The following is a 19,730-nucleotide window of genomic DNA, read 5'->3' as shown; positions in this document are numbered from 1 at the left end:
ACAAGGGGAGCGTCCATGTCATTGGCCGTGATCCACAGCCGCGCGCTCGACGGCCTGGCCGCGGCGCCGGTCAGTGTCGAAGTGCATCTGGCCAACGGCCTGCCCAGCTTCACCCTGGTGGGCCTGGCCGATACCGAGGTCAAGGAAGCGCGTGAGCGGGTGCGGGCCGCCTTGCAGAGCAGTGGCCTGGCCTTTCCCCATGACAAGCGGATCACGGTCAATCTGGCGCCCGCCGACCTGCCCAAGGAGGGCGCGCGCTTCGACCTGCCGATTGCGCTGGGCATCCTGGCGGCCAGTGGCCAGCTCGATGCAAGCCGGCTCGATGGCTTTGAGTGCGCCGGCGAGCTCTCGCTGGCCGGGCATCTGCGCCCGGTGCGCGGCGCGCTGGCCATGGCGCTGGCCTTGCGGCGCGAGGCTTCGCCGCGGCGCCTGCTCTTGCCAGTGGCCAGTGCGGCGGAGGCATCGCTGGTCGAAGGCGTGGACGTGCGAGAGGCGGCGCATCTGCTCGACCTGGTGGCCTGCCTGCTGCCGGCTGCTGAGCAGCAGCTTCCCCGCGCCCAGGCGGCGCCCCGGCAGGCGGCGGAGCCAGGCCCGGACCTGCGTGACATCAAGGGCCAGGCCGCGCCCAAGCGGGCGCTGGAGATCGCCGCGGCTGGCGAGCTGAGCCTGCTCTTGATTGGCCCGCCGGGCAGCGGCAAGTCGATGCTGGCCCAGCGTCTGCCCGGCTTGCTGCCGCCGCTGGATGATGAGGAGGCGCTGGAATCGGCTGCCGTGCTCAGCCTGGCCGGCGCCTTCATGCCAGCGCGTTGGGGGCGTCGCTCGTTCAGGTCGCCGCATCACAGTGCTTCCAGTGTGGCGCTGGTGGGCGGTGGTTCGCCGCCGCGGCCGGGCGAGATTTCCCTGGCACAGCACGGCGTGCTCTTCCTGGATGAATTCCCCGAATTTCAAAGGACGGCCCTTGAGGCCTTGCGCGAGCCCCTGGAAACAGGGCGCATCCTGATTGCCCGCGCGGCCCGACATGCGGAGTTCCCGGCCCGCTTCCAGCTGGTGGCGGCGATGAACCCCTGCCCGTGCGGCCATCATGGCAGCCAGGTGCAGGCCTGCCGCTGCACGCCGGAACAGGTGAGCCGCTACCAAGGCCGACTCAGCGGGCCGCTGCTGGACCGCATCGACCTGCGCATCGAGGTGCCGGCGGTGGCGCCGGCCTCGATGGCCAGCGCGGCAGGAGGCCAAAGCAGCGCCGAGGTTGCCGCCCGCGTCGCCGCGGCGCGGGCGCGTGCCCTGCATCGCCAGGGCTGCAGCAACGCCCGCCTGGCGGCCCAGGCGCTGGACCAGCATGCGCACCTGGGCGCGGCCGAGGCGCGCTTCCTGGACAAGACGGCCACCAGCCTCGGCTGGTCGGCGCGCAGCTACCACCGCGTGTTGCGAGTGGCCCGGACCGTGGCGGACCTGGCCGATGAAACCCTGATCACGACCGGCCATCTGGCCGAGGCAGTGCAACTGCGGCGCGGCTTTCCTGTAGCCTGATGGCATGAGCGACAACGATCTCTTCGTCCCGGCCACCGCGCCGCTCGCACCTGCCTCGGTCGAGGCCTGGTGCTTTGCCTTCGTCGATGGCCAGCTGCTGCTGCAGGAGGGCCAGGTCTTGCGCCCCAGCGAGCCGCCAGCTGCGGCGCCGCGCCACTACCTGGGCCGGCTGGGTGCGCTGGACAGCTGGACCATGCGGCTGGACGAAGTTCCAAGTGGCTGGGAAGCGCATCCCTTGCGCGCCGCGATGCGGGTCCTGCCCGAGCCGCTGATGGCCCTGGCTTCGCGGGCCGCACAGGTGCTGGAATGGGACCGTGCGCACGCCTTCTGCGGTGTCTGCGGCACCCCGACGGCGCCGGTACCGAACGAGCGCGCGCGGCGTTGCCCGTCCTGCCAGCACACGGTCTACCCGCGCATCAATCCAGCCATGATGGCCTTGATCTGGCGCGGCCGCGAGCTGCTGCTGGCCCGATCGCCCGGCTACACGCCCGGCTCATACAGCGCGCTGGCGGGCTTTGTCGAGGCGGGTGAGACGCTGGAAGAGTGCGTGCACCGCGAGGTGGCCGAGGAGGTGGGCGTACGAGTGCAAGGCCTGCGCTACTACGGCAGCCAGAGCTGGCCTTTTCCGCACAGCCTGATGGTGGCCTACACGGCCGAATGGGTGGGTGGCGAGATCGTGCCCCAGCCAGGCGAGATCGAGGATGCCCGCTGGTTCGACATCGACGAGCTGCCCGGCATTCCGCCGCGCTTCAGCATCTCCGGCCACCTGATCCGCGACACGGCGGACTGGCTGCGCTCAAGGGGCTGAGCGCTCAGGCAGCGTGCGCCGCTTCAGCGGCGCAGCAGCTGTCCCTGGCGCAGTTCGACCACGTCGCCGGCCTGCAGGTTTGGGTTGCTGGCCTGCTCGCGCGTCTGTGTCGTGCCGTCATCGGCTTGCAGCTTGACCACCCAGACCTTGTGCGTGTTGCGGCGCTTCTCGATCTCGTTGCCGGCATAGCCGCCGGCAACGGCGCCACCCACGGTGGCGAGCTTCTTGCCGTTGCCGCCGCCGATCTGGTTGCCGATCAGGCCGCCGATGACGGCCCCACCGACGACGCCCACGCCGCTGGTCTTGCTGGTGCGCTCCTCGGTGTGCACTTCCACGACGCGCAGGCAGCCCTTGCACAGATCGGCCTTGGCCGCCGGGGCCGAGGGCTTGGCGCGCGCCGCCTTGCTGTCATCGGTCGCCGCCTGTGGCCCCGGTGGCGTGCTGCTGCTGCTGTTCATCTTGCCCAGCGCGAAGGCGCCGCCGAGCAAGCCGCCGGCGATGGCGATGGAGGCAATGGTCTGGCTGGCAGTGAGGGGGAACTTCATGGGCTGGGCCTCTCGTTATCAGAACTACGGCCGAAAGCTTGTCACGCTGCGAGCGCCGGTGGCGCCGCAGCGGGCTTGGAGATGCAAGAGGATGTGACTAGCCGAGCAGCGGCGCGAGCGCCCGCTCGGCATCGCGCTGGTCCAGCGCCATGCGAGCGGCCCAATCCTGCACCTGGTCGTCGCCGATGCGGCCGACATTGAAGTAACTCGCCTCGGGGTGCGCCATGTAGAAGCCCGACACACTGGCAGCGGGCGTCATGGCCATGCTGTCAGTCAGGCCCATGCCGATCTCTTCCGGCGTCAAGACGCGGAACATCTCGGCCTTGACCAGATGGTCGGGGCAGGCCGGGTAGCCGGGCGCCGGGCGGATGCCGCGGTACTTCTCGGCGATCAGGTCTTCGTTGGACAGCGCTTCATCGGACGCATAGGCCCAGAACTCGGTGCGCACGCGCTGGTGCAGGCGTTCGGCCAGCGCTTCGGCCAGGCGGTCGGCCAGGGCCTTCAGCATGATGGCCGAGTAGTCGTCATGATCGGCAAGGAACTGCGCTTCCTTCTTGTCGCAGCCGATGCCGGCGGTAACGGCGAACATGCCGATGTAATCAGGCACGCTGCCTTTGGCAGCGATGTAGTCGGACAGGCAGCGGTTGGGGCGCATCTCGCCGTCCACCACCGGGCGCTCCGACTGCATGCGCAGGCCGTGCCAGGTCATCAATACCTCGCTGCGGCTCTCGTCCTTGTAGATCTCGATATCGTCGTCATTCACCTGCGCGGCCGGGTAGAGGCCCAGCACCGCATTGGCGGTCAGCCAGCGGCCTTCGATCAGGCGCTGCAGCATGCGCTTGCCGTCGCTGAACACGCGTTGTGCCTCGGTGCCGACGACTTCATCCTTCAGGATGGCGGGAAAAGGGCCGGCCAGGTCCCAGGTCTGGAAGAACGGGCCCCAATCGATGTGTTGCGCCAGCTCGGCCAGGTCGTAGTTCTTGAAGACGCGACGGCCGATGAATTTCGGCGCCGGCGGTTGGTAGCCCGCCCAGTCGACCTTGGTCTTGTTGGCGCGCGCGGCGGCCAGCGTGACCAGTGGCGTCTGCTTCTTGTTGGCGTGAAGCTCGCGCACCTTGTCGTAGTCGGCCTTGAGCTCGGCGATGAAGCGCGCGGCGCGCTCGTCGCTCAGGAGCTCTGAGCAGACGCCCACCGAGCGCGAGGCGTCCGGCACATAGACCACCGGGCCTTCGTAGTGCGGCGAGATCTTGACGGCTGTGTGCACGCGACTGCAGGTGGCGCCACCGATCAAGAGCGGGATCTTCTTCATGCGGAAGTAGTCGTCGCGCTGCATCTCGGCCGCCACATGCTGCATCTCTTCGAGGCTCGGCGTGATCAGGCCGGAGAGGCCGATGATGTCGGCGCCCTCGACCTTGGCCTTGGCCAGGATGTCCTGGCACGGGACCATCACGCCCATGTTGACGACCTCGTAGTTGTTGCACTGCAGGACCACGGTGACGATGTTCTTGCCGATGTCGTGCACGTCACCCTTGACGGTGGCGATGACGATCTTGCCCTTGGGTTTCACGTCGCCGCCGGCCGCTTCGAGCTGGCGCTTTTCTTCCTCGATGTAGGGAATCAGGTGGGCCACGGCGGACTTCATCACACGCGCGCTCTTCACCACTTGCGGCAGGAACATCTTGCCCTGGCCGAACAGGTCGCCCACGATATTCATGCCGGCCATCAGCGGGCCTTCGATCACGTGCAACGGCCGGCCACCGGTGGCCTTGATTGCCTGCCAGCATTCCTCGGTGTCTTCGGTGATGAAGTCGGTGATGCCATGCACAAGCGCATGCGAGAGCCGCGCATTCACGTCGCCAGCGCGCCAGGCCAAACGGGCCGAATCGTCCTTGGCGGCGCCTTTGGCGCTTTCGGCCACTTCGATCAGGCGCTCGCCACTGTCCGGGCGGCGGTTCAGCACCACGTCTTCCACGCGCTCGCGCAGCACCGGCTCCAGGTCGTCGTACACGCCCACCATGCCGGCGTTGACGATGCCCATGTCCATGCCGGCTTGAATAGCGTGATACAGGAAGACGGTGTGGATGGCCTCGCGAACCGGGTCGTTGCCGCGGAAGCTGAACGACACGTTGGAGACGCCGCCCGAGACCTTGGCGCCGGGCAGGTTCTGCTTGATCCAGCGCGTGGCATTGATGAAGTCGACCGCGTAGTTGTCGTGCTCCTCGATGCCGGTGGCGATGGCGAAGATGTTGGGGTCGAAGATGATGTCCTCGGGGTCGAAGCCGACTTCGTCCACGAGGATCTTGTAGGCGCGCTCGCAGATCTCGATCTTGCGCTCGAAGGTGTCGGCCTGGCCCTTCTCGTCGAAGGCCATCACCACGGCGGCGGCGCCGTAGCGGCGCACCAGATTGGCCTGGCGGCGGAACTCGGCCTCGCCCTCCTTCATCGAGATCGAGTTGACGATGCCCTTGCCCTGGATGCACTTGAGGCCGGCTTCGATCACGTCCCACTTGGACGAGTCGATCATGATGGGCACGCGAGCGATCTCGGGCTCGGAGGCGATCAGGTTCAGGAAGCGCACCATGGCCGCCTTGCTGTCCAGCATGGCCTCGTCCATGTTCACGTCGATGACCTGCGCGCCGTTCTCGACCTGCTGGCGGGCCACGGCCAGCGCTTCCTCGAACTGGCCGGCCAGGATCATGCGGGCAAAGGCCTTGGAGCCGGTGACGTTGGTGCGCTCGCCGATGTTGACGAACAGGCTGCCTTCGCCGATCAGCACCGGCTCAAGCCCGGAGAGCTTCATCGGTGCGGGGCGGGTGGCGGTGGATGCGGTCATGGCGGCCTCAGGAGCTTCAGATCGGGCCGCGCACTCACCGCGGCCCCCAGGGAATACAGGGTTCGGTGAGCGTCGTTGGAGACGGCCATCGGGTGAATCCGGGGTGATCGGCCGTCCGGTCCAAGCCTGGCGGCGGGCTGCCCTGGGGTAGCCCCTCGTCGCAACGCTCCTCGGACCGTGCGGGATTTTACGCGCAGGGCTTCAGCAGATGTCCGTCAAGGCCGACAATCGTGAAAGAACGGGAGCGTAAATCCTTGGACCTCATCCATCTTCCACCGAACTCACTGCGCATCGGCCAGGTGCTGGGCTTCTCGCTGCGCGATGCGAGCGGCAAGCTGCTGTTCGCCTCGGGCCAGGTGCTGCCCAACACGCCGCAGGTGCAGGCGCTGATCGAGCGCGGCGCCTATGTGCAGGCGCACGAGACCAAGGAATACCAGAAGGCACTCAACCACAAGATGGACACGATGATGCACCAGGGTGCCACCCTGGGCAGCATCGCCGGTGCCAAGGCGGACTACCGCCCGGAAACGCTGGCCAAGCGCGGCCCGGTCAGCTTCAGCGACCAGGCGGCCTGGGTCGATCTGATCCTGCATGTGCACACGCTCTTGCGCGACCCGAAGCCGGAAGACTTCGCCAACCGCTTCGAGCTGCACTATGGCGAGATGATGGCCCGCGTGCAGCAGAACGCCGATGCGATGCTGATGCGCCTGGTCTTCGATGTCAGCCACGAGTACCAGCAGTACAGCGCCAAGCATGGCCTCCTGTGCCTGCTGCTGGCCGAGCTCTGCGCGCGCAACCTGGGCTGGCGCGAGGAATGGCGCGGCTCACTGACCCGCGCGGCCCTGAGCATGAATATCGCGATCAGCGAACTGCAGGACCGGCTCTGTGCCCGCGACGATGCGCTCACGGAGGCGCAGCGCGAGGAAGTGCGGCAGCGCGCCGCCACGGCGCCGCAACTCTTGCGCACGCTGGGCGTGCAAGACGAACTCTGGTTGCAGACCCTGATGCTGCGCCATGAAGCGGGCCCGGGGGCCTTGGCGGGCCGGGGTGGCGCCGAGCAGCTGGCGCGCATGCTTCGTCGCATCGACATCTTTGCCGCCCGCCTGTCGCCGCGCCGTTCGCGCAAGGCGATGTCAGCGGGTGCTGCGGCCCGCGCGGTCTACCTGGACGAATTGCAGAAGCCCGACGAGGCGGGCGCGGCGCTCATCAAGGCCGTGGGGCTCTATCCGCCGGGCAGCCTGGTGCGCCTGGCCAACAACGAAATGGGCGTTGTCGCCAAGCGCGGCCACAGCGCCAATGAGCCGCTGGTGGCCTCATTGATCGGCAAGAGCGGCAACCCCTTGAGCGAGCCGGTGCCGCGCGACACCCGCCTGGCCGCACAGGCCGTGGCGGCCAGCCTGGCGCCCCACGAGCTCAAGCTGCACGTCAATATGGAACGCTTGCTCAAACTGTATTGATCAAGCCTCGACCAGCTCGCTGAAGAACTTCTGCCCGCTGACGCGTGGCTTGTAGGCCGACACCTGCTTGGCGATGGCGGCGATATGGCCCGGCGTCGTGCCGCAGCAGCCGCCGGCGATGTTCAGGAAGCCGCACTTGGCGAACTCTTCCATCAGCCGCCCGGTCACGTCCGGTGTTTCGTCGAAGCCGGTGTCGCTCATCGGGTTGGGCAGGCCGGCGTTCGGGTAGCAGCTGATCGCCGTGGCGCCGGCCACCTTGGCCAGCTCCTCGATGTAGGGCCGCATCAGCGTGGCACCGAGCGCGCAATTGAGGCCGATGGCCAGCGGCTTGGCATGGCGCACCGAATGCCAGAAGGCGGTCACGGTCTGGCCCGAGAGGATGCGGCCGGAAGCATCGGTCACCGTGCCGGAGATGATCACCGGCAGGCGCTCGCCCGTGTCTTCCATCAGCTCGTCCAGCGCGAAGATGGCGGCCTTGGCGTTCAGTGTGTCGAAGATGGTTTCGACCAGGAACAGGTCGACGCCGCCTTCCAGCAAGCCCTTGGCCTGCTCGTAGTAGGCGGCGCGCAAGGTGTCGAAATCGACATTGCGGGCGCCGGGGTCGTTCACATCCGGGCTGATCGAGGCGGTGCGCGGCGTGGGGCCGAGGGCGCCGGCGGCGAAGCGCGGTTTCTCGGGCGTCGAGTACTTGTCGCAGGCGGCGCGGGCCAGCCGGGCGGCGGCCACGTTCATCTCGTAGGCGTACTCGCCCAGCTCGTAGTCTTCCTGCGCCACCGAGGTGGTGCCGAAGGTGTTGGTCTCGATGATGTCGGAGCCGGCGGCCAGGTACTGCTCGTGGATCTCGGAGATCACTTCGGGCTTGGTCAAGACCAGCAGGTCGTTGTTGCCCTTGAGGTCCTTGTGGTGATTTGCGAAGCGCTCACCGCGGTAATCGGCCTCGCCCAGCTTGTAGCGCTGGATCATCGTGCCCATGGCGCCATCCAGGATGGCGATCCGTTGTTGCAGAATGTCCGGCAGCTGGGCGCCGCGCGTGTAGCGGATGGAGGCGTTCTTCATGTGCCCATTGTAGGAAACCAGGCAAGACCCCATGCAGCACCTGTTACCGAAGGACGCTCACGCCTTCCTGCAACGAAGGCCCGAGGCTTTGTTCCTGGACATCCGCATGGAGCTGGAATACCTCTATGTGGGCCATCCGCCGGGCGTGGTGCACCTGGCCTGGTATGAATACCCGGAGATGCAGGCGGATGCCGCGCAGTTCGTGGCCCAGGTGCGGCGCGAAGCGCGCGATCGGCTGGACACGCCGGTGGTCCTGATCTGTCGCTCAGGCCAGCGCACCGTGGCGGCCGGCGAGGCCCTGGAGGCCGCCGGCTTCACCGAGGTGGTCAACGTGCTGCATGGTTTCGAGGGTGAACTCGACGCCAACTTCCAGCGCGGCCGCCTCAGCGGCTGGCGTTTCGACGGCCTGCCTTGGGAGCAGATGTAGGGCCGGTGCTGGGGTTGGCGCCGGGCCGGCCGCCGCCTTCTCGGCGCTGCGGCTGGCGACGCTGGTCCGGGCGCGGCTCGCGCGGGCGCTGTTCCATCTCGGGCGGGCGCTCGGCGGCTTCCTTCCTGGCAATCTCGAGGATGCCGGGCAGCTCTTCCAGGGTCAGGCCTTTCAGCACGCAGAAATTGGCTTCGGTCAGCGTGGTGCGCTGGAAATCGCGCAGGAGCTGGGCGCGGTTGTTGCGCTGCTGGTTCTCCAGCGCCTCGCGCTCCTGCTGCACGCCGCGGCGCCGCTTGAGTTCCTCGCGGGCGGCCAGGCGGTGCTCTTCCAGGAGCTCGTCACCAGGCTGGCCGTCCAGGTCGTAGCGATGCGTGGCCTTGCCCAGGGCGATCAGGTAGCCGGTGCTGCCCGTGTGGCGGCGCAGGAAGGCTGAGAGCTGGGCCTTGGTGAACCTGCCCGGCGCACGTTGCTGGATGTCGGCCTGGATGCGCAGCTTCAGGGGCTTCTGCATGCCGGTGAACAGGGCCGGGAACAGCGCCTTCAGCTGCGAGGCCACCTCGGCGGGGCTCAGCGTGGAGGCAGCAACGGCGCCGGCTTCCGTCGTTTCCGGTGCTTCACCGGCATGCGCCGCGTCTGCTGCTTCCGTCGCTTCGGCAGCCTCGTTTACCTGGGTTTCCTCGTTGGCAGGAGCCTCGGGCGTGGGGGTGGTCTCGGTCATGAATGCAGGATCGGCGCGCGGGCCAGTTCGGTCGGGAAAGGGGCGTATTGTCCACGCAGCTCATGTCCTTGTGCCAGCCATTCATCCGATGTCAGCGTGCGATGCGCCCGCTCGCCGCTACGCTGCAAGCCTCACTACAACCCCTCAGAAGGAGAAGGAGCCATGTATTCCTCGTCATCACCGTCGCGCTTCGGCGCCCTGCCCAAGATCGCAGTCGGCGTCCTGGCCGTCGTCATCCTGGTCAGCATGATCAACCCCGTGCGCATCGTGCAGTCGGGTACGCGCGGCGTGATCACCACCTTTGGCAAGGTCGATCCCGAGCCGCTGGGCGAGGGCCTGCATTTCGTCATGCCGTTCGTGAACCGGGTGCACATGATCGATGTGCGCCTTCAGAAGAACGAGGGCAAGGGCGTTGCCGCATCGAAAGACCTGCAGCAGGTGGCTGTTTCAGCGGCTTTGAACTGGCGCCTGGACCCAGCCCTCGTGTCGCAGACCTACCAGGCCATTGGCAACGAGCATGCCGTGGCCGCCCGCGTGATCGAGCCGGCCGCTCAGGAAGCCACCAAGGCCATTGCCGCCCAGTACACCGCCGAAGAGCTGGTGACCAAGCGCACCGAGGTCAGCAGCAAGATCCGCGACGCCCTGGAACAGCGCCTGAAGCGCCATGGCGTGATCGTGGACTCGCTGGCCGCAGTGAACTACGACTTCTCCGCTGTGTTCGACAAGGCCATCGAAGCCAAGGTCGAAGCAGAGCAGAAGAAGCTCACCGCCGAGCGTGACCTGGAGCGCATCAAGGTGGAAGCCGAGCAGGCACTGGCCAAGGCCCGCGGTGAAGCCGAATCCTTGAAAGCCAAGCGGCTGGAAGTGACGCCCGAACTGCTGCGCCTGAAGCAGCTGGAGAACGAGTCCGACGCGATCAAGAAGTGGGACGGCCGCCTGCCCCACTACACCGGTGGCGGTACGCCCTTCATCCAGCTGAATTCGGGCGGCAGCGCCACAAAGCAATGAACCATGCGACCAAGGGGTCGATCCGGAAGGATGCCCCCCTTGGCTCATGCAAGTGCCGAGGGGTGTCTGGAAGCGTCACATTGCTGCCATTCTTTTGACGGAGGCTCCTATGCGCTGCCACGGACAGGGGTGGGTACTTGCGCTCATGTCCCCCGGCCTTCGGCCTCCGCCTTTACTTCGCTCCAGTACCCACCCCTATCCGCGGCCGAACCTGCGCATGCCCGCTGGCGGCCTGATCTTCGACCAATCCAAACACCAGAACACGAACGGCTGCTACGTGCCGCAAGCGACCTACGCCGCGAAAGTCACCTGCCCCCGAACACTTTCTTCAAGAGCGCGCTGCCGGTGCCTATCGGGTCCTGGCGGATCTTTCTTTCTTCCTCGCCAATCATCAGGAACAGGCCGTCCAGCGCGCGGGCCGTGACGTACTGCTGGATGTTGGCCTCTTCGCCCTTCATGAGGCCCAAGCTGGCCGCCTTGCCGGCAACGGCGTTGTACTTGTCGGCCAGCGCCACCTTCTCCGTGGCCTGCGTGACGATGGGCAGGAACTGCTTGCCCAAGGGCTCGCGGGTTTTGCCGGCGAAGAAATCGGTCACGGCCTTGTCGTTGCCGCCGCGCACGAGCTTCAAGGCGTCTTCTACGCTGATGTCTCTCACCGCCTTGACCAGCAGTGGCTTGGCGGCCGGCACGGCGGCCTCGGCCGCGCGGTTCATGGCCAGCAGCAGCTCGTCGACCTTCCTGCCCTGGCCGGTGGCCTTCAGGAGCTTGACCGCGCTTTTCAGCCGCTCCGGCAACTCGATGCGCACCAGCGGATTGCCCATGAAGCCATCGTTCCTGCCGAGCATGGCCACGGCCGATTCGGCGCCTCGCTCCAGCGCTGCACGGATGCCGCTGGCGGCATCGGTTTCGCTGATGGCGGCCCAGCTTGTTGGGATCAAGAGGCCGGATGCGGCCAGGACAGTGAACTCACGACGCTTCATGGCAAGGCCCCCAGTCTTTCGGTGATCAGCTTGAAATAGCCCTCGGCATCGATGCCGCCCAGCACCAGCGCATTCTGCTTGCGTGGCGTGACGCCCCACCAGTCCACCACGCTCATGCCCAGGGTCAAGTCGCTGCTGGTCTCGATCTCGACATTGCAGCGGCGGCCCGTAAAGAGCTCGGGCTTCAGCAGCCAGGCGATCACGCAGGGGTCGTGCAGCGGGCCGCCTTCCTGGCCGTATTTCTCTTCGTCGAAACGCTCGAAGAATTCCATCCACGCGGCGCAGGCCAGGCCGGTGCGGTTGCCCAGGGCGCGCAAGGCTGCAATGCGTGGGCGCGTGGTCAGGGCCTGGTGCGTCACGTCCAGCGGTGCCATCGTGATCGGGATGCCGGCAGCGAAGACCAGTGCCGCAGCTTGCGGGTCCACAAAGAAATTGAACTCGGCCGCCGGCGTGATGTTGCCGCCTTCGAAGCAACCGCCGCCCATCAGCACGATCTGCTCGATGCGTGCAGCGATGCGCGGCTCCTTCTGAAGCGCCAGTGCGATGTTGGTCAGCGGGCCCAATGCGCAGACGGTGATGCCTTCAAGCCGCATCAAGGTCTCAACCAGGAAGTCGACCGCATGGCCTTCTCGCAAACGCATCTGTGGCTCGGGCAATTCGATGCCATCCAGGCCGCTCTTGCCATGGACGAACTCGGCGGTGACCAGCTCGCGCTGCAAGGGCTTGGCAGCGCCGGCGAATATCGGCATGTCTGTGCGGCCCGCCAGCTCGCAAATGATTCGTGCGTTGCGGCTGGTCAACGGCAGCGGCACGTTGCCAGCCACCGTCGTGATGCCGACGACTTCGAGCTCGGGGCTGGCCAGCGCCAGCAGGATGGCGATGGCGTCATCCTGGCCGGGGTCGGTATCGATGAGGATCTTCTTGACGGTCATTTGGCGTCGGGATCATGCAGCGGCAGCACATCCTGCTCGATGGCACCGAAGATGCTCTGCCCGTCCCGTCCCTTCATCTCGATGCGCACCGTGTCGCCAAACTTCATGAACTCGGTCTTGGCTTCGCCGCCGCTCTCGATCATCTCGATCGCGCGCTTCTCGGCAATGCAGCTGTAGCCCTTGGCCCAGTCCTTGTTCGAGACCGTGCCCGAGCCGATGACCGAGCCGGCACGCAGATTGCGTGTCTTGGCCACGTGGGCGATCAACTGGCCGAAGTGGAAGCTCATCTCCGGCCCGGCCTCGCACTGGCCAACCTTGCGGCCGTTCCACATCGTCTGCAAAGTGAGATGCAAGCGGCCCTTCTTCCAGGCGTCGCCGAGCTCGTCGGGCGTGACTGCCACCGGGCTGAAAGCAGTCGCCGGCTTGCTCTGGAAGAAACCGAAGCCCTTGGCCAGCTCGGCCGGTATCAGGTTGCGCAGGCTCCAGTCGTTGGCCAGCATCACGAGGCGGATGCATTCCAGCGCGGCGTCGGCGTCGGTGCTCATGGCCACATCGCCGGTGACCACGGCGATCTCGGCCTCGAAGTCGATGCCCATGGCTTCAGAAACGAAGCGGGCGCCTTCGCAGGCGCCGAGGAAGTCGTCGCTGCCGCCTTGGTACATCAGCGGGTCGGTGTAGAAGCTTTCGGGGACTTCGGCGCCGCGGGCCTTGCGCACCAGTTCCACATGGTTGATGTAGGCCGAGCCATCGGCCCATTGATAGGCGCGTGGCAGCGGCGCCATGCAGCGCTGCGGCTCGAACGGGAAGGCGTGGCGCGCCTTGCCATGGTTCAGGTTCTGCGAAATCTCTTCCAGCTGCGGTGCGACGAAGTTCCAGTCGTCCAGCAGCTGCTGCATGCGGGTGGCGATGCCGCTGGCGTAGTGCGCCAGGCTGAGGTCGCGCGAGACGACCAGCAGCTGGCCGTCGCGGGAGCCGTCGTTGTAGGTGGCGAGTTTCATGGCTTGGATGGTCGATGCGGGCAGGGCGCCGCTTTGGCTAGCATTGTCCACATGCTTCAAGCCCTGGCGACAACGACCCTCCATGCACCGCGCCCGCGCGTGCTGGTTGGGGCCTTGGCGGCGGCCGTGGCACTGCATCTGCTCCTGGTCTGGAGCCTGCTCAGCAGGCCTTCGGCACTGCCTTTGGGCCAGCCGGCCAAGGCCTTCACGACCAGCGTTCTGTTGATCCCTGCCCAGCCCGAGCTTGCGGCCGCTGCGGCGCCTGCAATGCCCCGTGAACCCGCCGCCAAGTTGCCGAAGCTGAGGCCGAGCACGCCCTTGGCGGCCACTGCCGCACCGCGCCCGGTGGCGGGCTTCAGCTGGCAGTACCTGCTGATCCAGGGCGAGCGGCAGGGCACGGCGCGGCTGAGCTGGCGCCCCGATGAGCAAGGCCACTACGAGGCCTTGCTGGAGCGTGAGCTTGCCGGCAAGGCCTTGCCCACCTGGCGCAGCCTGGGTGATCTGGACCCGGATGCTGGCCTCGCGCCGCGCCGCTTTGCGCAAAGACAGCAGGGCAAGCAAGGCATGCGCGACCGCCAGGCCACCAATTTCCGTCGGGACGAAGGGGTGGTCAGCTTTTCAGCCAGCCCGGCGGTCCTGCCCTTGCAACAAGGTTCGCAGGACCGCATCAGCTGGTGGCTGCAGCTCGCCGCCCTGGTCGAGGCCGAGCCGCAACGCTATCAAGCCGGCACGGAGCTCTTGATGCCCGTGGCCAGCCTGCGCGGCGAGCTGCAGCAGTGGCGATTCAAGGTGCTGGGTCGCGAGGGCCTGGAGCTGCCTGCCGGGCGCCTGGAGTCGGCCGTGCGGCTGGTGCGCGAGCCGCTTGGTGCCTGGGATTCCCGGGTCGAGCTCTGGCTGGACCCGGCGCGCCATCACCTGCCGGTGCGCATCCGGCATACGCAGGCCGACACCCTGCGCTGGGAATTGCTGCTCCAGAGTGAAGGGAAGCCCGAGTTGCCGTGATCTTGTGCCGCTTCCACCACAGCGGGTCCTCATGGATTCCCCTGAAGTGGGGGGCTTTCTGCCAGTATTTGGCTCAGCGCGCTCTTGAAAGCGCTTAGTCTGGATCCAGCTACCGGCCATAGGAGAGTTCTCATGCACATGCTTTACAACTCCCCCAGCTACATCGTGGTCCAGTTCGAGGTGCCGGTTGATACGGGCGTCAGCGAAGATGCACCGCAATGTCTGAGTCGGGGTGGCTTCGAGATCGTCGACAAGTTCGCTCGTCGCGAGATCTTCATCGAGGGCGCGATGGCGCAGCAGTTCCAGGAAGGTGTCGAGGCGCTGATTGGCGACCGCGAGCCGTCCGAAGATGAGCTGGACGACTTCATTGAGCGGTACGCCAACATGGGACAGCAGCCGGTCGTGATGCATTAACGAACGACAAACACAGGGGCCTCACGGGGCCCCTTGTTCTTGGCGCCGGGCTGCGCCAAGATCGGACCACGCCGCCCGATCCAACAAGGGCGGGCGAAGGTAGCGAGGAGTCGCCCATGGTCAAGCGTCTGGCAGAGCAGCAAAGCGTGCTGGCTTCGCCCGGGCTCAGCAATGCCCCGGTGCTGGATCGCATGTGCTCGCATTTCGTCCTGACGCTGACGGTGCGGCATGCTGGCCGCTTCAACCTGCGCCGCGATTTCAACGGCCTCCTGTCCTTCACCGGCCGGCATCTCGTCTGGCCGGTGCGCGTGCTGACAAGGCTGCGCGAGTTCCTCGAGCGGCGCGTGCAGGGCAATGAGCTGTGGGCCGGTCACACGGCGCTGGGTGATGCCGCCTTCCTGGACCGTTTCGGCGTCTGGAACGGCCCCTTCGCCGAAGCCACGCTGTTCTTCTACCTCGACGAGTACGTGAAGGACGCGCCCAAGGACGTGCTGGCCGTGCTGGCCACCACCTGCGACCACCTCGACCGCCAGCTCAAGCGCGAGTCCACCCTGGTCGAGAAGAACATCGCGGCCCTGGGCAATCTCCTGCAGCTCAATCCGGCCGAGCGGGCCTTGCTGCTCTACGGTACCTTGGCCCGCTACCAGCGCGAGCTGCGCGGCGCCCTGGTCGAGTTCAAGGTCAACAACGCGCAAGAAGCCTTCGCCGCGATTGCGGCCGTGGCCGGCGTGGACGAGCGCGATGTGGCCGAGGCCTTGCGCGCCGGTTCGCGGCTCGAGCGCATCGGCATGGTCGAGAACCTGATCTCGGAGCACAACATCACCGACCTGGCCGACCTGATGAAGGTCAGCGACCAGCTGCCGCCGGTGCTGATGCGCGAATACCAGGGCCCGCACGACCTGATGGCCGTGTTCACGCGGCCGGTGGTCAAGAGCAGCTTGAGTGGCCGCGACTTCCAATTCGTCGCTGAAGACCTGCAGGTGCTAGGCACCCTGCTGCGACAGGCGGTCGCGCGGCGCGAACCTGGCGTCAACGTGCTGCTTTACGGGCCGCCGGGCACGGGCAAGACCGAGCTGGCGAAAGTGGCGGCCGAAGAGGCGGGCCTGGATCTTTACGAGGTCGAATACGACGACCGTGACGGCAACTCGCTGACCGGCCGAGACCGCTACCGCTCCTTGCAGATCAGTCAGCAGTTCCTGAAGGCCAGTGAGCAGGTGGCTCTTCTGTTCGACGAGGTCGAGGACGTGTTCCCGCCGCTGTCGAGCGACACCATGCACCTGATGGCGCGGCTCGATTCAGCGCTCGAGGCGCCGCATTCCGCCTCGGTCAGCGGCAAGGCCTGGGTCAACCAGATCCTCGAGACCAACCCGGTGCCGGTGGTCTGGGTGACCAACCGCATCGAGCAGATCGACCCGGCCTTCCGACGCCGCTTCCAGTACCACCTCGAACTCAAGTCGCCGCCGCCGGGCGCGCGCCTGGGCCTGGTGCAGCGCGCCCTGTCGGAGGTGAAGGTCGGCGACGGCTTTGCCGCCAAGCTGGCAGAGCGCCGCGCGCTCACGCCGGCGCAGATCCGCACCGCGGTTCGCTTTGCCCAGCTCGCGGGCGATGGTGAGGACTGCGAAAAGCTGATCGAGCGCCAGTTGCTCAACGCCGACAAGGCCTTGGGCTCGGCTGGCCAGGAGCGCGGCGCGCGCGTGACGGTCACGCGCTACGAGCCCGAGCTCCTCAACTGCGAATCACGCTTCGAGATCTCGCGCATCGTCGAGGCCCTGCAGCGCCGCGGCCGCGGCAACCTCTGCTTCTTCGGCCCGCCTGGCAGCGGCAAGACGGCGCTGGCCGAACACATCGCCCAGCAACTGCACCGGCCCTTGATGGTGCGCCAGGCCAGCGACCTGGTGAGCAAGTTCGTCGGCGAGACCGAGGCGAACATGGCCCGGATGTTCGAGGCTGCCTCGCATGAAGGCGCGGTGCTGTTGCTGGACGAGGCCGACAGCTTTCTGCGCAGCCGGCGCATGGCCGAGCGTAACTACGAGGTAAGCGAGGTCAACGAGATGCTCGCCGGCATGGAGCGTTTCGACGGGCTCTTCATCTGCACGACCAATCTGTTCGACGACCTGGATGAAGCCGCCCTGCGCCGCTTTGCCTTCAAGATACGCTTCCATCCCCTGAAGCCCGCTCAGCGCGAGCGCATGTTTGCGCGCGAGGCGCTGGGCGGCGATGCGGCAGAGTTGAGCAGCGAGCAATGCGAAAGGCTGGCACGGCTCGATCAGCTGACGCACGGCGACTTTGCCGCGGTCAGCGAGCAGGTCGCCATCCTCGGTGAGCAGTTCGCCCCGGATGAATACCTGGCCCAGCTGGAGTCCGAACACCGCGTCAAGCCGGAAGTTCGGCAGCGGCGGGAGATTGGCTTCCGCTGACGGCACATTGCGGACTCTTGCCTTCTCCCTCGAAGGTACGTCGAAGATCAGGCCGCCAGCGGGCACCCCTTCGCTCCTGTCCCCCGTCACCGGCCTGCGGCCGGCGCCTCCTCCTTTACCTCGCTGCGGGGCACCCACTGCCGTCCTGCTCCGCACCACCGTGGCCTGCGCCGGGTGGCAGGCGCAGGTTCGGCCGAGGGCGTCGGGTGAGGGTTTGGGCGAGGTAAAGGAGGAGGATCGGGCGAAGCCCGGTCCGGGGGACAGGAGCACAAGCCCTCACCCGATGGCCTCGGCAGCGCGAAAGAAGGAAACAGCGTGTGGCTGCTATGTGCCGAGAGCCGCCCCTCCCGAGGCGGCTCTGCCGGACTTACTTGGCCGTCACGAGCCCGCGCTTCTCCAGCAGCGGCTCGATTTTGGGTGCATGGCCCACGAGCTTGCCGAACAGCACCATCGCATCCTCAGCACCACCACGCGAGAGCAGCGTGGCGCGGAACTTGTCGCCGTTCTCGCGCTTGAGGCCGCCATTGGCATGGAACCAGGCCACGGTGTTGGCGTCCAGTACTTCGCTCCAGATGTAGGCGTAATAACCGGCAGAGTAGCCGCCCATGATGTGGCTGAAGTAGGGCGTGCGATAGCGCGGCGGCACCGGCGAGAAGTCAACGCCGGCGTCCTTCAAGGCCTTGGCTTCGAAAGCCATGACCTGGTCGGCGGTCGGAACGTCAACGGCCTTCAGCTGATGCCAGCGCTGGTCCAGCAGCGACGCGGCCAGGTACTCGGTAGTCGCGAAGCCCTGGTTGAACTTCTTGGCAGCGGCCATCTTCTCCAGCAGCGCCTTGGGCATTGGTTCGCCGGTCTTGTGATGCTTGGCGTAGTTGGCCAGCACGCTGGGCCAGGAGGCCCACATCTCGTTGACCTGCGAGGGGTACTCGACGAAATCGCGCGGCACGCTGGTGCCGGCAAAGCTCGGGAACATCACGTTCGAGAACATGCCGTGCAGTGCATGGCCGAACTCATGGAACAGCGTCGTCACCTCGTCCCAGGTCAGGAGCGTGGGCTGGCCGGCCGCGGGCGGCGGGATGTTCAGGTGGTTGGCCACCACCGGCAGCGTGCCGTTGAGCTTGTTCTGCTGCACATAGGCGTTCATCCAGGCGCCACCGCGCTTGGACGGGCGCGAGTACATGTCGGCGATGAAGATCGCCAGCTGCGAACCATCGGCGTTGTACACGTCATAGACGGTCACGCTCGGATGGTAGACCGGCAGGTCGCCGCGCTGCTTGAACTTCAGGCCGTAGAGCTGGCCGGCGGCGTAGAACACGCCGTTTTCCAGCACGTTCTTCAGCTCCAGATAGGGCTTGAGCTGCGACTCGTCGAAGCCGTATTTCTCAGCGCGCAGCTTCTCGCTGTACAGGCTCCAGTCCCAGGCTTCGAGCTTGAAGCTCGGCTGTTTCTTCGCGGCCTGTTCCTTGTCGATGATGGCTTGCAGCTCGGCCGCTTCACGCTTGGCCGAGGCGACTGCCGCGGGAGCCAGCTTGCCGAGCAAGTCGTTCACGGCCTGCGGTGTCTTGGCGGTCTCGACCTGCAGCACATAGTCGGCATGCGTGGCATAGCCCAGCAGTGCGGCGCGCTCGGCGCGCAGCGTGGCCACGCGGGCGACGATGGCCGTGTTGTCGAAGTTGTTGCCGCGGCTGCCACGGGCCACCGAGGCCTTGTACAGGCGCTCGCGCAGGGCGCGGTCGTTCAGCTGATTCAGATAGGGCTGGCCGGTGGTGTTGAGCAGCGCAATGACGTACTTGCCTTCCAGCTTGCGGGCCTTGGCGGCAGCCGCAGCGCCGGCGATCTGGTCGGGTGTGAGGCCGTCGAGCTGCTCGGCCTTGTCGACCACCAGGGCCGAGTCGTTCACCTCGGCCAGCACGTTCTGGTTGAACCGGGTCGAGAGCGTCGCCATCTCGGCGTTGATGGCCTTGATGCGGGTCTTCTGGGCTTCGTCCAGCTGGGCGCCGGCACGCACGAAATTGCGCTGGTAGCGTTCGATCAGGCGCACCGATTCGGTGTCCAGACCGAGCTTGTCGCGCTGGGCGTGCAGGGCCTGCAGGCGGGCGAACAGCTTGGCATTGAGCGAGATCGCGTCGCTGTGCGCGGCGAGCTTGGTGGCGTACTCGGCCTGCAGCTTCTGGCGGGCCGGGTTGGTGTCGGCGCCCAGCAGCGAGAACAGCACCGTGCTGGCGCGGCTGAGCGTTCGGCCGCTGCGCTCCAGCGCGACGATGGTGTTGTCGAAGGTGGCGGCGGCCGGGTTGTTGGCAATCGCCTCGACCTCGGCCAGCTGCTCGGCCATGCCGGCGTCCAGTGCGGGGCCGAAGTGCGTGTCGGCAATCTTGTCGAAGGCCGGGTATTGCAGGGGCAGGGTGCTGGGCTTGAGCAGCGGGTTGCTGCTGTCAGCGGGCGCCTGGGCCAGGCTCATCGAGGCAACGGCGGCCAGGGTGGCGGACGCGGCAATCGCGCGGCTGACGCGGCTGACGCGGGTGAGGCGGGAAATCCTCATGGGATGTACTCCAGAAACGGGGTGCGAAGCGCGCAAGGCTAACCGATGCGGGCAAAGAACTTCGAAGTT

Annotated in this window: 16 protein-coding genes and 1 riboswitch; of the genes, 8 read left to right on the top strand and 8 right to left on the bottom strand. The window is 66.7% G+C overall.

Annotated elements, in window-relative coordinates; all coding sequences use genetic code 11:
* The first annotated feature begins 15 nt into the window (after positions 1–15).
* Positions 16–1,527 (top strand): YifB family Mg chelatase-like AAA ATPase, encoded by a 1,512-nt coding sequence (locus tag V3596_RS10630; protein WP_334277698.1) that lies wholly within the window; start codon positions 16–18, stop codon positions 1,525–1,527.
* A gap of 4 nt (positions 1,528–1,531) precedes the next feature.
* On the top strand, positions 1,532–2,335 hold the full coding sequence (gene nudC / locus V3596_RS10625) for an NAD(+) diphosphatase (RefSeq protein ID WP_334277697.1): 804 nt from the start codon (positions 1,532–1,534) through the stop codon (positions 2,333–2,335).
* Between the two features lie 23 nt (positions 2,336–2,358).
* Here nudC and V3596_RS10620 read toward each other — a convergent pair whose 3' ends face one another.
* Together V3596_RS10620 and metH are read right to left on the bottom strand one after the other, a co-directional pair.
* Positions 2,359–2,880 carry a glycine zipper 2TM domain-containing protein gene (locus V3596_RS10620; RefSeq protein WP_334277696.1) on the bottom strand — a complete coding sequence of 174 codons (522 nt, stop codon included), beginning with the start codon at positions 2,878–2,880 and terminating at the stop codon, positions 2,359–2,361.
* Positions 2,881–2,977: 97 nt separating this feature from the next.
* Positions 2,978–5,713, bottom strand: coding sequence for a methionine synthase (metH, locus tag V3596_RS10615; protein WP_334277695.1), 2,736 nt, complete (start codon positions 5,711–5,713; stop codon positions 2,978–2,980).
* A gap of 60 nt (positions 5,714–5,773) precedes the next feature.
* Positions 5,774–5,891, bottom strand: a riboswitch (S-adenosyl-L-homocysteine riboswitch).
* A gap of 76 nt (positions 5,892–5,967) precedes the next feature.
* Here metH and V3596_RS10610 point away from each other — a divergent pair.
* Positions 5,968–7,170 carry an HD-GYP domain-containing protein gene (locus V3596_RS10610; RefSeq protein ID WP_334277694.1) on the top strand — a complete coding sequence of 401 codons (1,203 nt, stop codon included), beginning with the start codon at positions 5,968–5,970 and terminating at the stop codon, positions 7,168–7,170.
* Here V3596_RS10610 and V3596_RS10605 read toward each other — a convergent pair whose 3' ends face one another.
* A complete protein-coding gene (locus tag V3596_RS10605; protein ID WP_334277693.1) occupies positions 7,171–8,226 on the bottom strand; it encodes a homocysteine S-methyltransferase family protein in 1,056 nt (351 codons plus the stop codon). It lies immediately after the preceding gene.
* 31 nt (positions 8,227–8,257) lie between these two features.
* Between V3596_RS10605 and V3596_RS10600 the strand changes: the two genes are divergently transcribed.
* Complete coding sequence (locus V3596_RS10600) at positions 8,258–8,653, top strand: rhodanese-like domain-containing protein (RefSeq protein WP_334277691.1); 396 nt, start codon at positions 8,258–8,260, stop codon at positions 8,651–8,653.
* On the opposite strand, the gene V3596_RS10595 is transcribed toward V3596_RS10600, so the two are convergent.
* Positions 8,610–9,371, bottom strand: coding sequence for a ProQ/FinO family protein (locus V3596_RS10595; protein ID WP_334277690.1), 762 nt, complete (start codon positions 9,369–9,371; stop codon positions 8,610–8,612). The two genes, V3596_RS10600 and V3596_RS10595, sit on opposite strands and share 44 nt — an antisense overlap.
* Before the next feature lie 162 nt (positions 9,372–9,533).
* Here V3596_RS10595 and V3596_RS10590 point away from each other — a divergent pair, with 162 nt between their 5' ends.
* A complete protein-coding gene (locus tag V3596_RS10590) occupies positions 9,534–10,379 on the top strand; it encodes a prohibitin family protein (RefSeq protein ID WP_334277689.1) in 846 nt (281 codons plus the stop codon).
* Positions 10,380–10,684: 305 nt separating this feature from the next.
* Here V3596_RS10590 and V3596_RS10585 read toward each other — a convergent pair whose 3' ends face one another.
* The 3 genes from V3596_RS10585 to V3596_RS10575 are packed head-to-tail and all read right to left on the bottom strand — an operon-like array spanning position 10,685 to position 13,289.
* Positions 10,685–11,359, bottom strand: coding sequence for a DUF4197 domain-containing protein (locus V3596_RS10585; RefSeq protein ID WP_334277688.1), 675 nt, complete (start codon positions 11,357–11,359; stop codon positions 10,685–10,687).
* Entirely contained in the window at positions 11,356–12,291 is a 936-nt protein-coding gene (locus V3596_RS10580) for a nucleoside hydrolase (protein ID WP_334277687.1), read from the bottom strand. Before V3596_RS10580 ends, V3596_RS10585 begins: the two co-directional genes overlap by 4 nt.
* The gene (locus tag V3596_RS10575) at positions 12,288–13,289 is read right to left on the bottom strand and encodes a fumarylacetoacetate hydrolase family protein (protein ID WP_334277686.1); all 1,002 of its coding nucleotides are present in this window, start codon (positions 13,287–13,289) and stop codon (positions 12,288–12,290) included. The genes V3596_RS10580 and V3596_RS10575 overlap by 4 nt, the downstream gene beginning before the upstream one ends.
* A 51-nt stretch (positions 13,290–13,340) precedes the next feature.
* On the opposite strand from V3596_RS10575, the gene V3596_RS10570 reads away from it, so the two are divergent.
* The 3 genes from V3596_RS10570 to V3596_RS10560 all read left to right on the top strand — a co-directional run bounded on the left by V3596_RS10570 (position 13,341) and on the right by V3596_RS10560 (position 17,122).
* Entirely contained in the window at positions 13,341–14,291 is a 951-nt protein-coding gene (locus tag V3596_RS10570; RefSeq protein WP_334277685.1) for a DUF3108 domain-containing protein, read from the top strand.
* A gap of 132 nt (positions 14,292–14,423) precedes the next feature.
* Positions 14,424–14,705: a BTH_I0359 family protein gene (locus tag V3596_RS10565; protein WP_334277684.1), complete on the top strand. Its 282-nt coding sequence runs from the start codon at positions 14,424–14,426 to the stop codon at positions 14,703–14,705.
* Positions 14,706–14,821: 116 nt separating this feature from the next.
* A complete protein-coding gene (locus tag V3596_RS10560) occupies positions 14,822–17,122 on the top strand; it encodes an ATP-binding protein (protein WP_334277683.1) in 2,301 nt (766 codons plus the stop codon).
* Between the two features lie 367 nt (positions 17,123–17,489).
* Here the strand turns inward: V3596_RS10560 and V3596_RS10555 are convergent, their stop codons facing one another.
* Positions 17,490–19,661 (bottom strand): M3 family metallopeptidase, encoded by a 2,172-nt coding sequence (locus tag V3596_RS10555; protein WP_334277682.1) that lies wholly within the window; start codon positions 19,659–19,661, stop codon positions 17,490–17,492.
* Positions 19,662–19,730 lie beyond the last annotated feature (69 nt).

Source organism: Roseateles microcysteis, assembly GCF_036880965.1.
In the GTDB taxonomy this organism is placed as follows: domain Bacteria; phylum Pseudomonadota; class Gammaproteobacteria; order Burkholderiales; family Burkholderiaceae_C; genus JAUASW01.
This window is presented reverse-complemented; position numbering and strand designations above follow the sequence as displayed.

Coding starts and splice junctions, on each gene's coding strand:
- V3596_RS10630 (WP_334277698.1), top strand. CDS start 16: ATGTCATTGGCCGTGATCCACAGCCGCGCGCTCGACGGCCTGGCCGCG.
- nudC (WP_334277697.1), top strand. CDS start 1,532: ATGAGCGACAACGATCTCTTCGTCCCGGCCACCGCGCCGCTCGCACCT.
- V3596_RS10620 (WP_334277696.1), bottom strand. CDS start 2,880: ATGAAGTTCCCCCTCACTGCCAGCCAGACCATTGCCTCCATCGCCATC.
- metH (WP_334277695.1), bottom strand. CDS start 5,713: ATGACCGCATCCACCGCCACCCGCCCCGCACCGATGAAGCTCTCCGGG.
- V3596_RS10605 (WP_334277693.1), bottom strand. CDS start 8,226: ATGAAGAACGCCTCCATCCGCTACACGCGCGGCGCCCAGCTGCCGGAC.
- V3596_RS10600 (WP_334277691.1), top strand. CDS start 8,258: ATGCAGCACCTGTTACCGAAGGACGCTCACGCCTTCCTGCAACGAAGG.
- V3596_RS10595 (WP_334277690.1), bottom strand. CDS start 9,371: ATGACCGAGACCACCCCCACGCCCGAGGCTCCTGCCAACGAGGAAACC.
- V3596_RS10590 (WP_334277689.1), top strand. CDS start 9,534: ATGTATTCCTCGTCATCACCGTCGCGCTTCGGCGCCCTGCCCAAGATC.
- V3596_RS10585 (WP_334277688.1), bottom strand. CDS start 11,359: ATGAAGCGTCGTGAGTTCACTGTCCTGGCCGCATCCGGCCTCTTGATC.
- V3596_RS10580 (WP_334277687.1), bottom strand. CDS start 12,291: ATGACCGTCAAGAAGATCCTCATCGATACCGACCCCGGCCAGGATGAC.
- V3596_RS10575 (WP_334277686.1), bottom strand. CDS start 13,289: ATGAAACTCGCCACCTACAACGACGGCTCCCGCGACGGCCAGCTGCTG.
- V3596_RS10570 (WP_334277685.1), top strand. CDS start 13,341: ATGCTTCAAGCCCTGGCGACAACGACCCTCCATGCACCGCGCCCGCGC.
- V3596_RS10565 (WP_334277684.1), top strand. CDS start 14,424: ATGCACATGCTTTACAACTCCCCCAGCTACATCGTGGTCCAGTTCGAG.
- V3596_RS10560 (WP_334277683.1), top strand. CDS start 14,822: ATGGTCAAGCGTCTGGCAGAGCAGCAAAGCGTGCTGGCTTCGCCCGGG.
- V3596_RS10555 (WP_334277682.1), bottom strand. CDS start 19,661: ATGAGGATTTCCCGCCTCACCCGCGTCAGCCGCGTCAGCCGCGCGATT.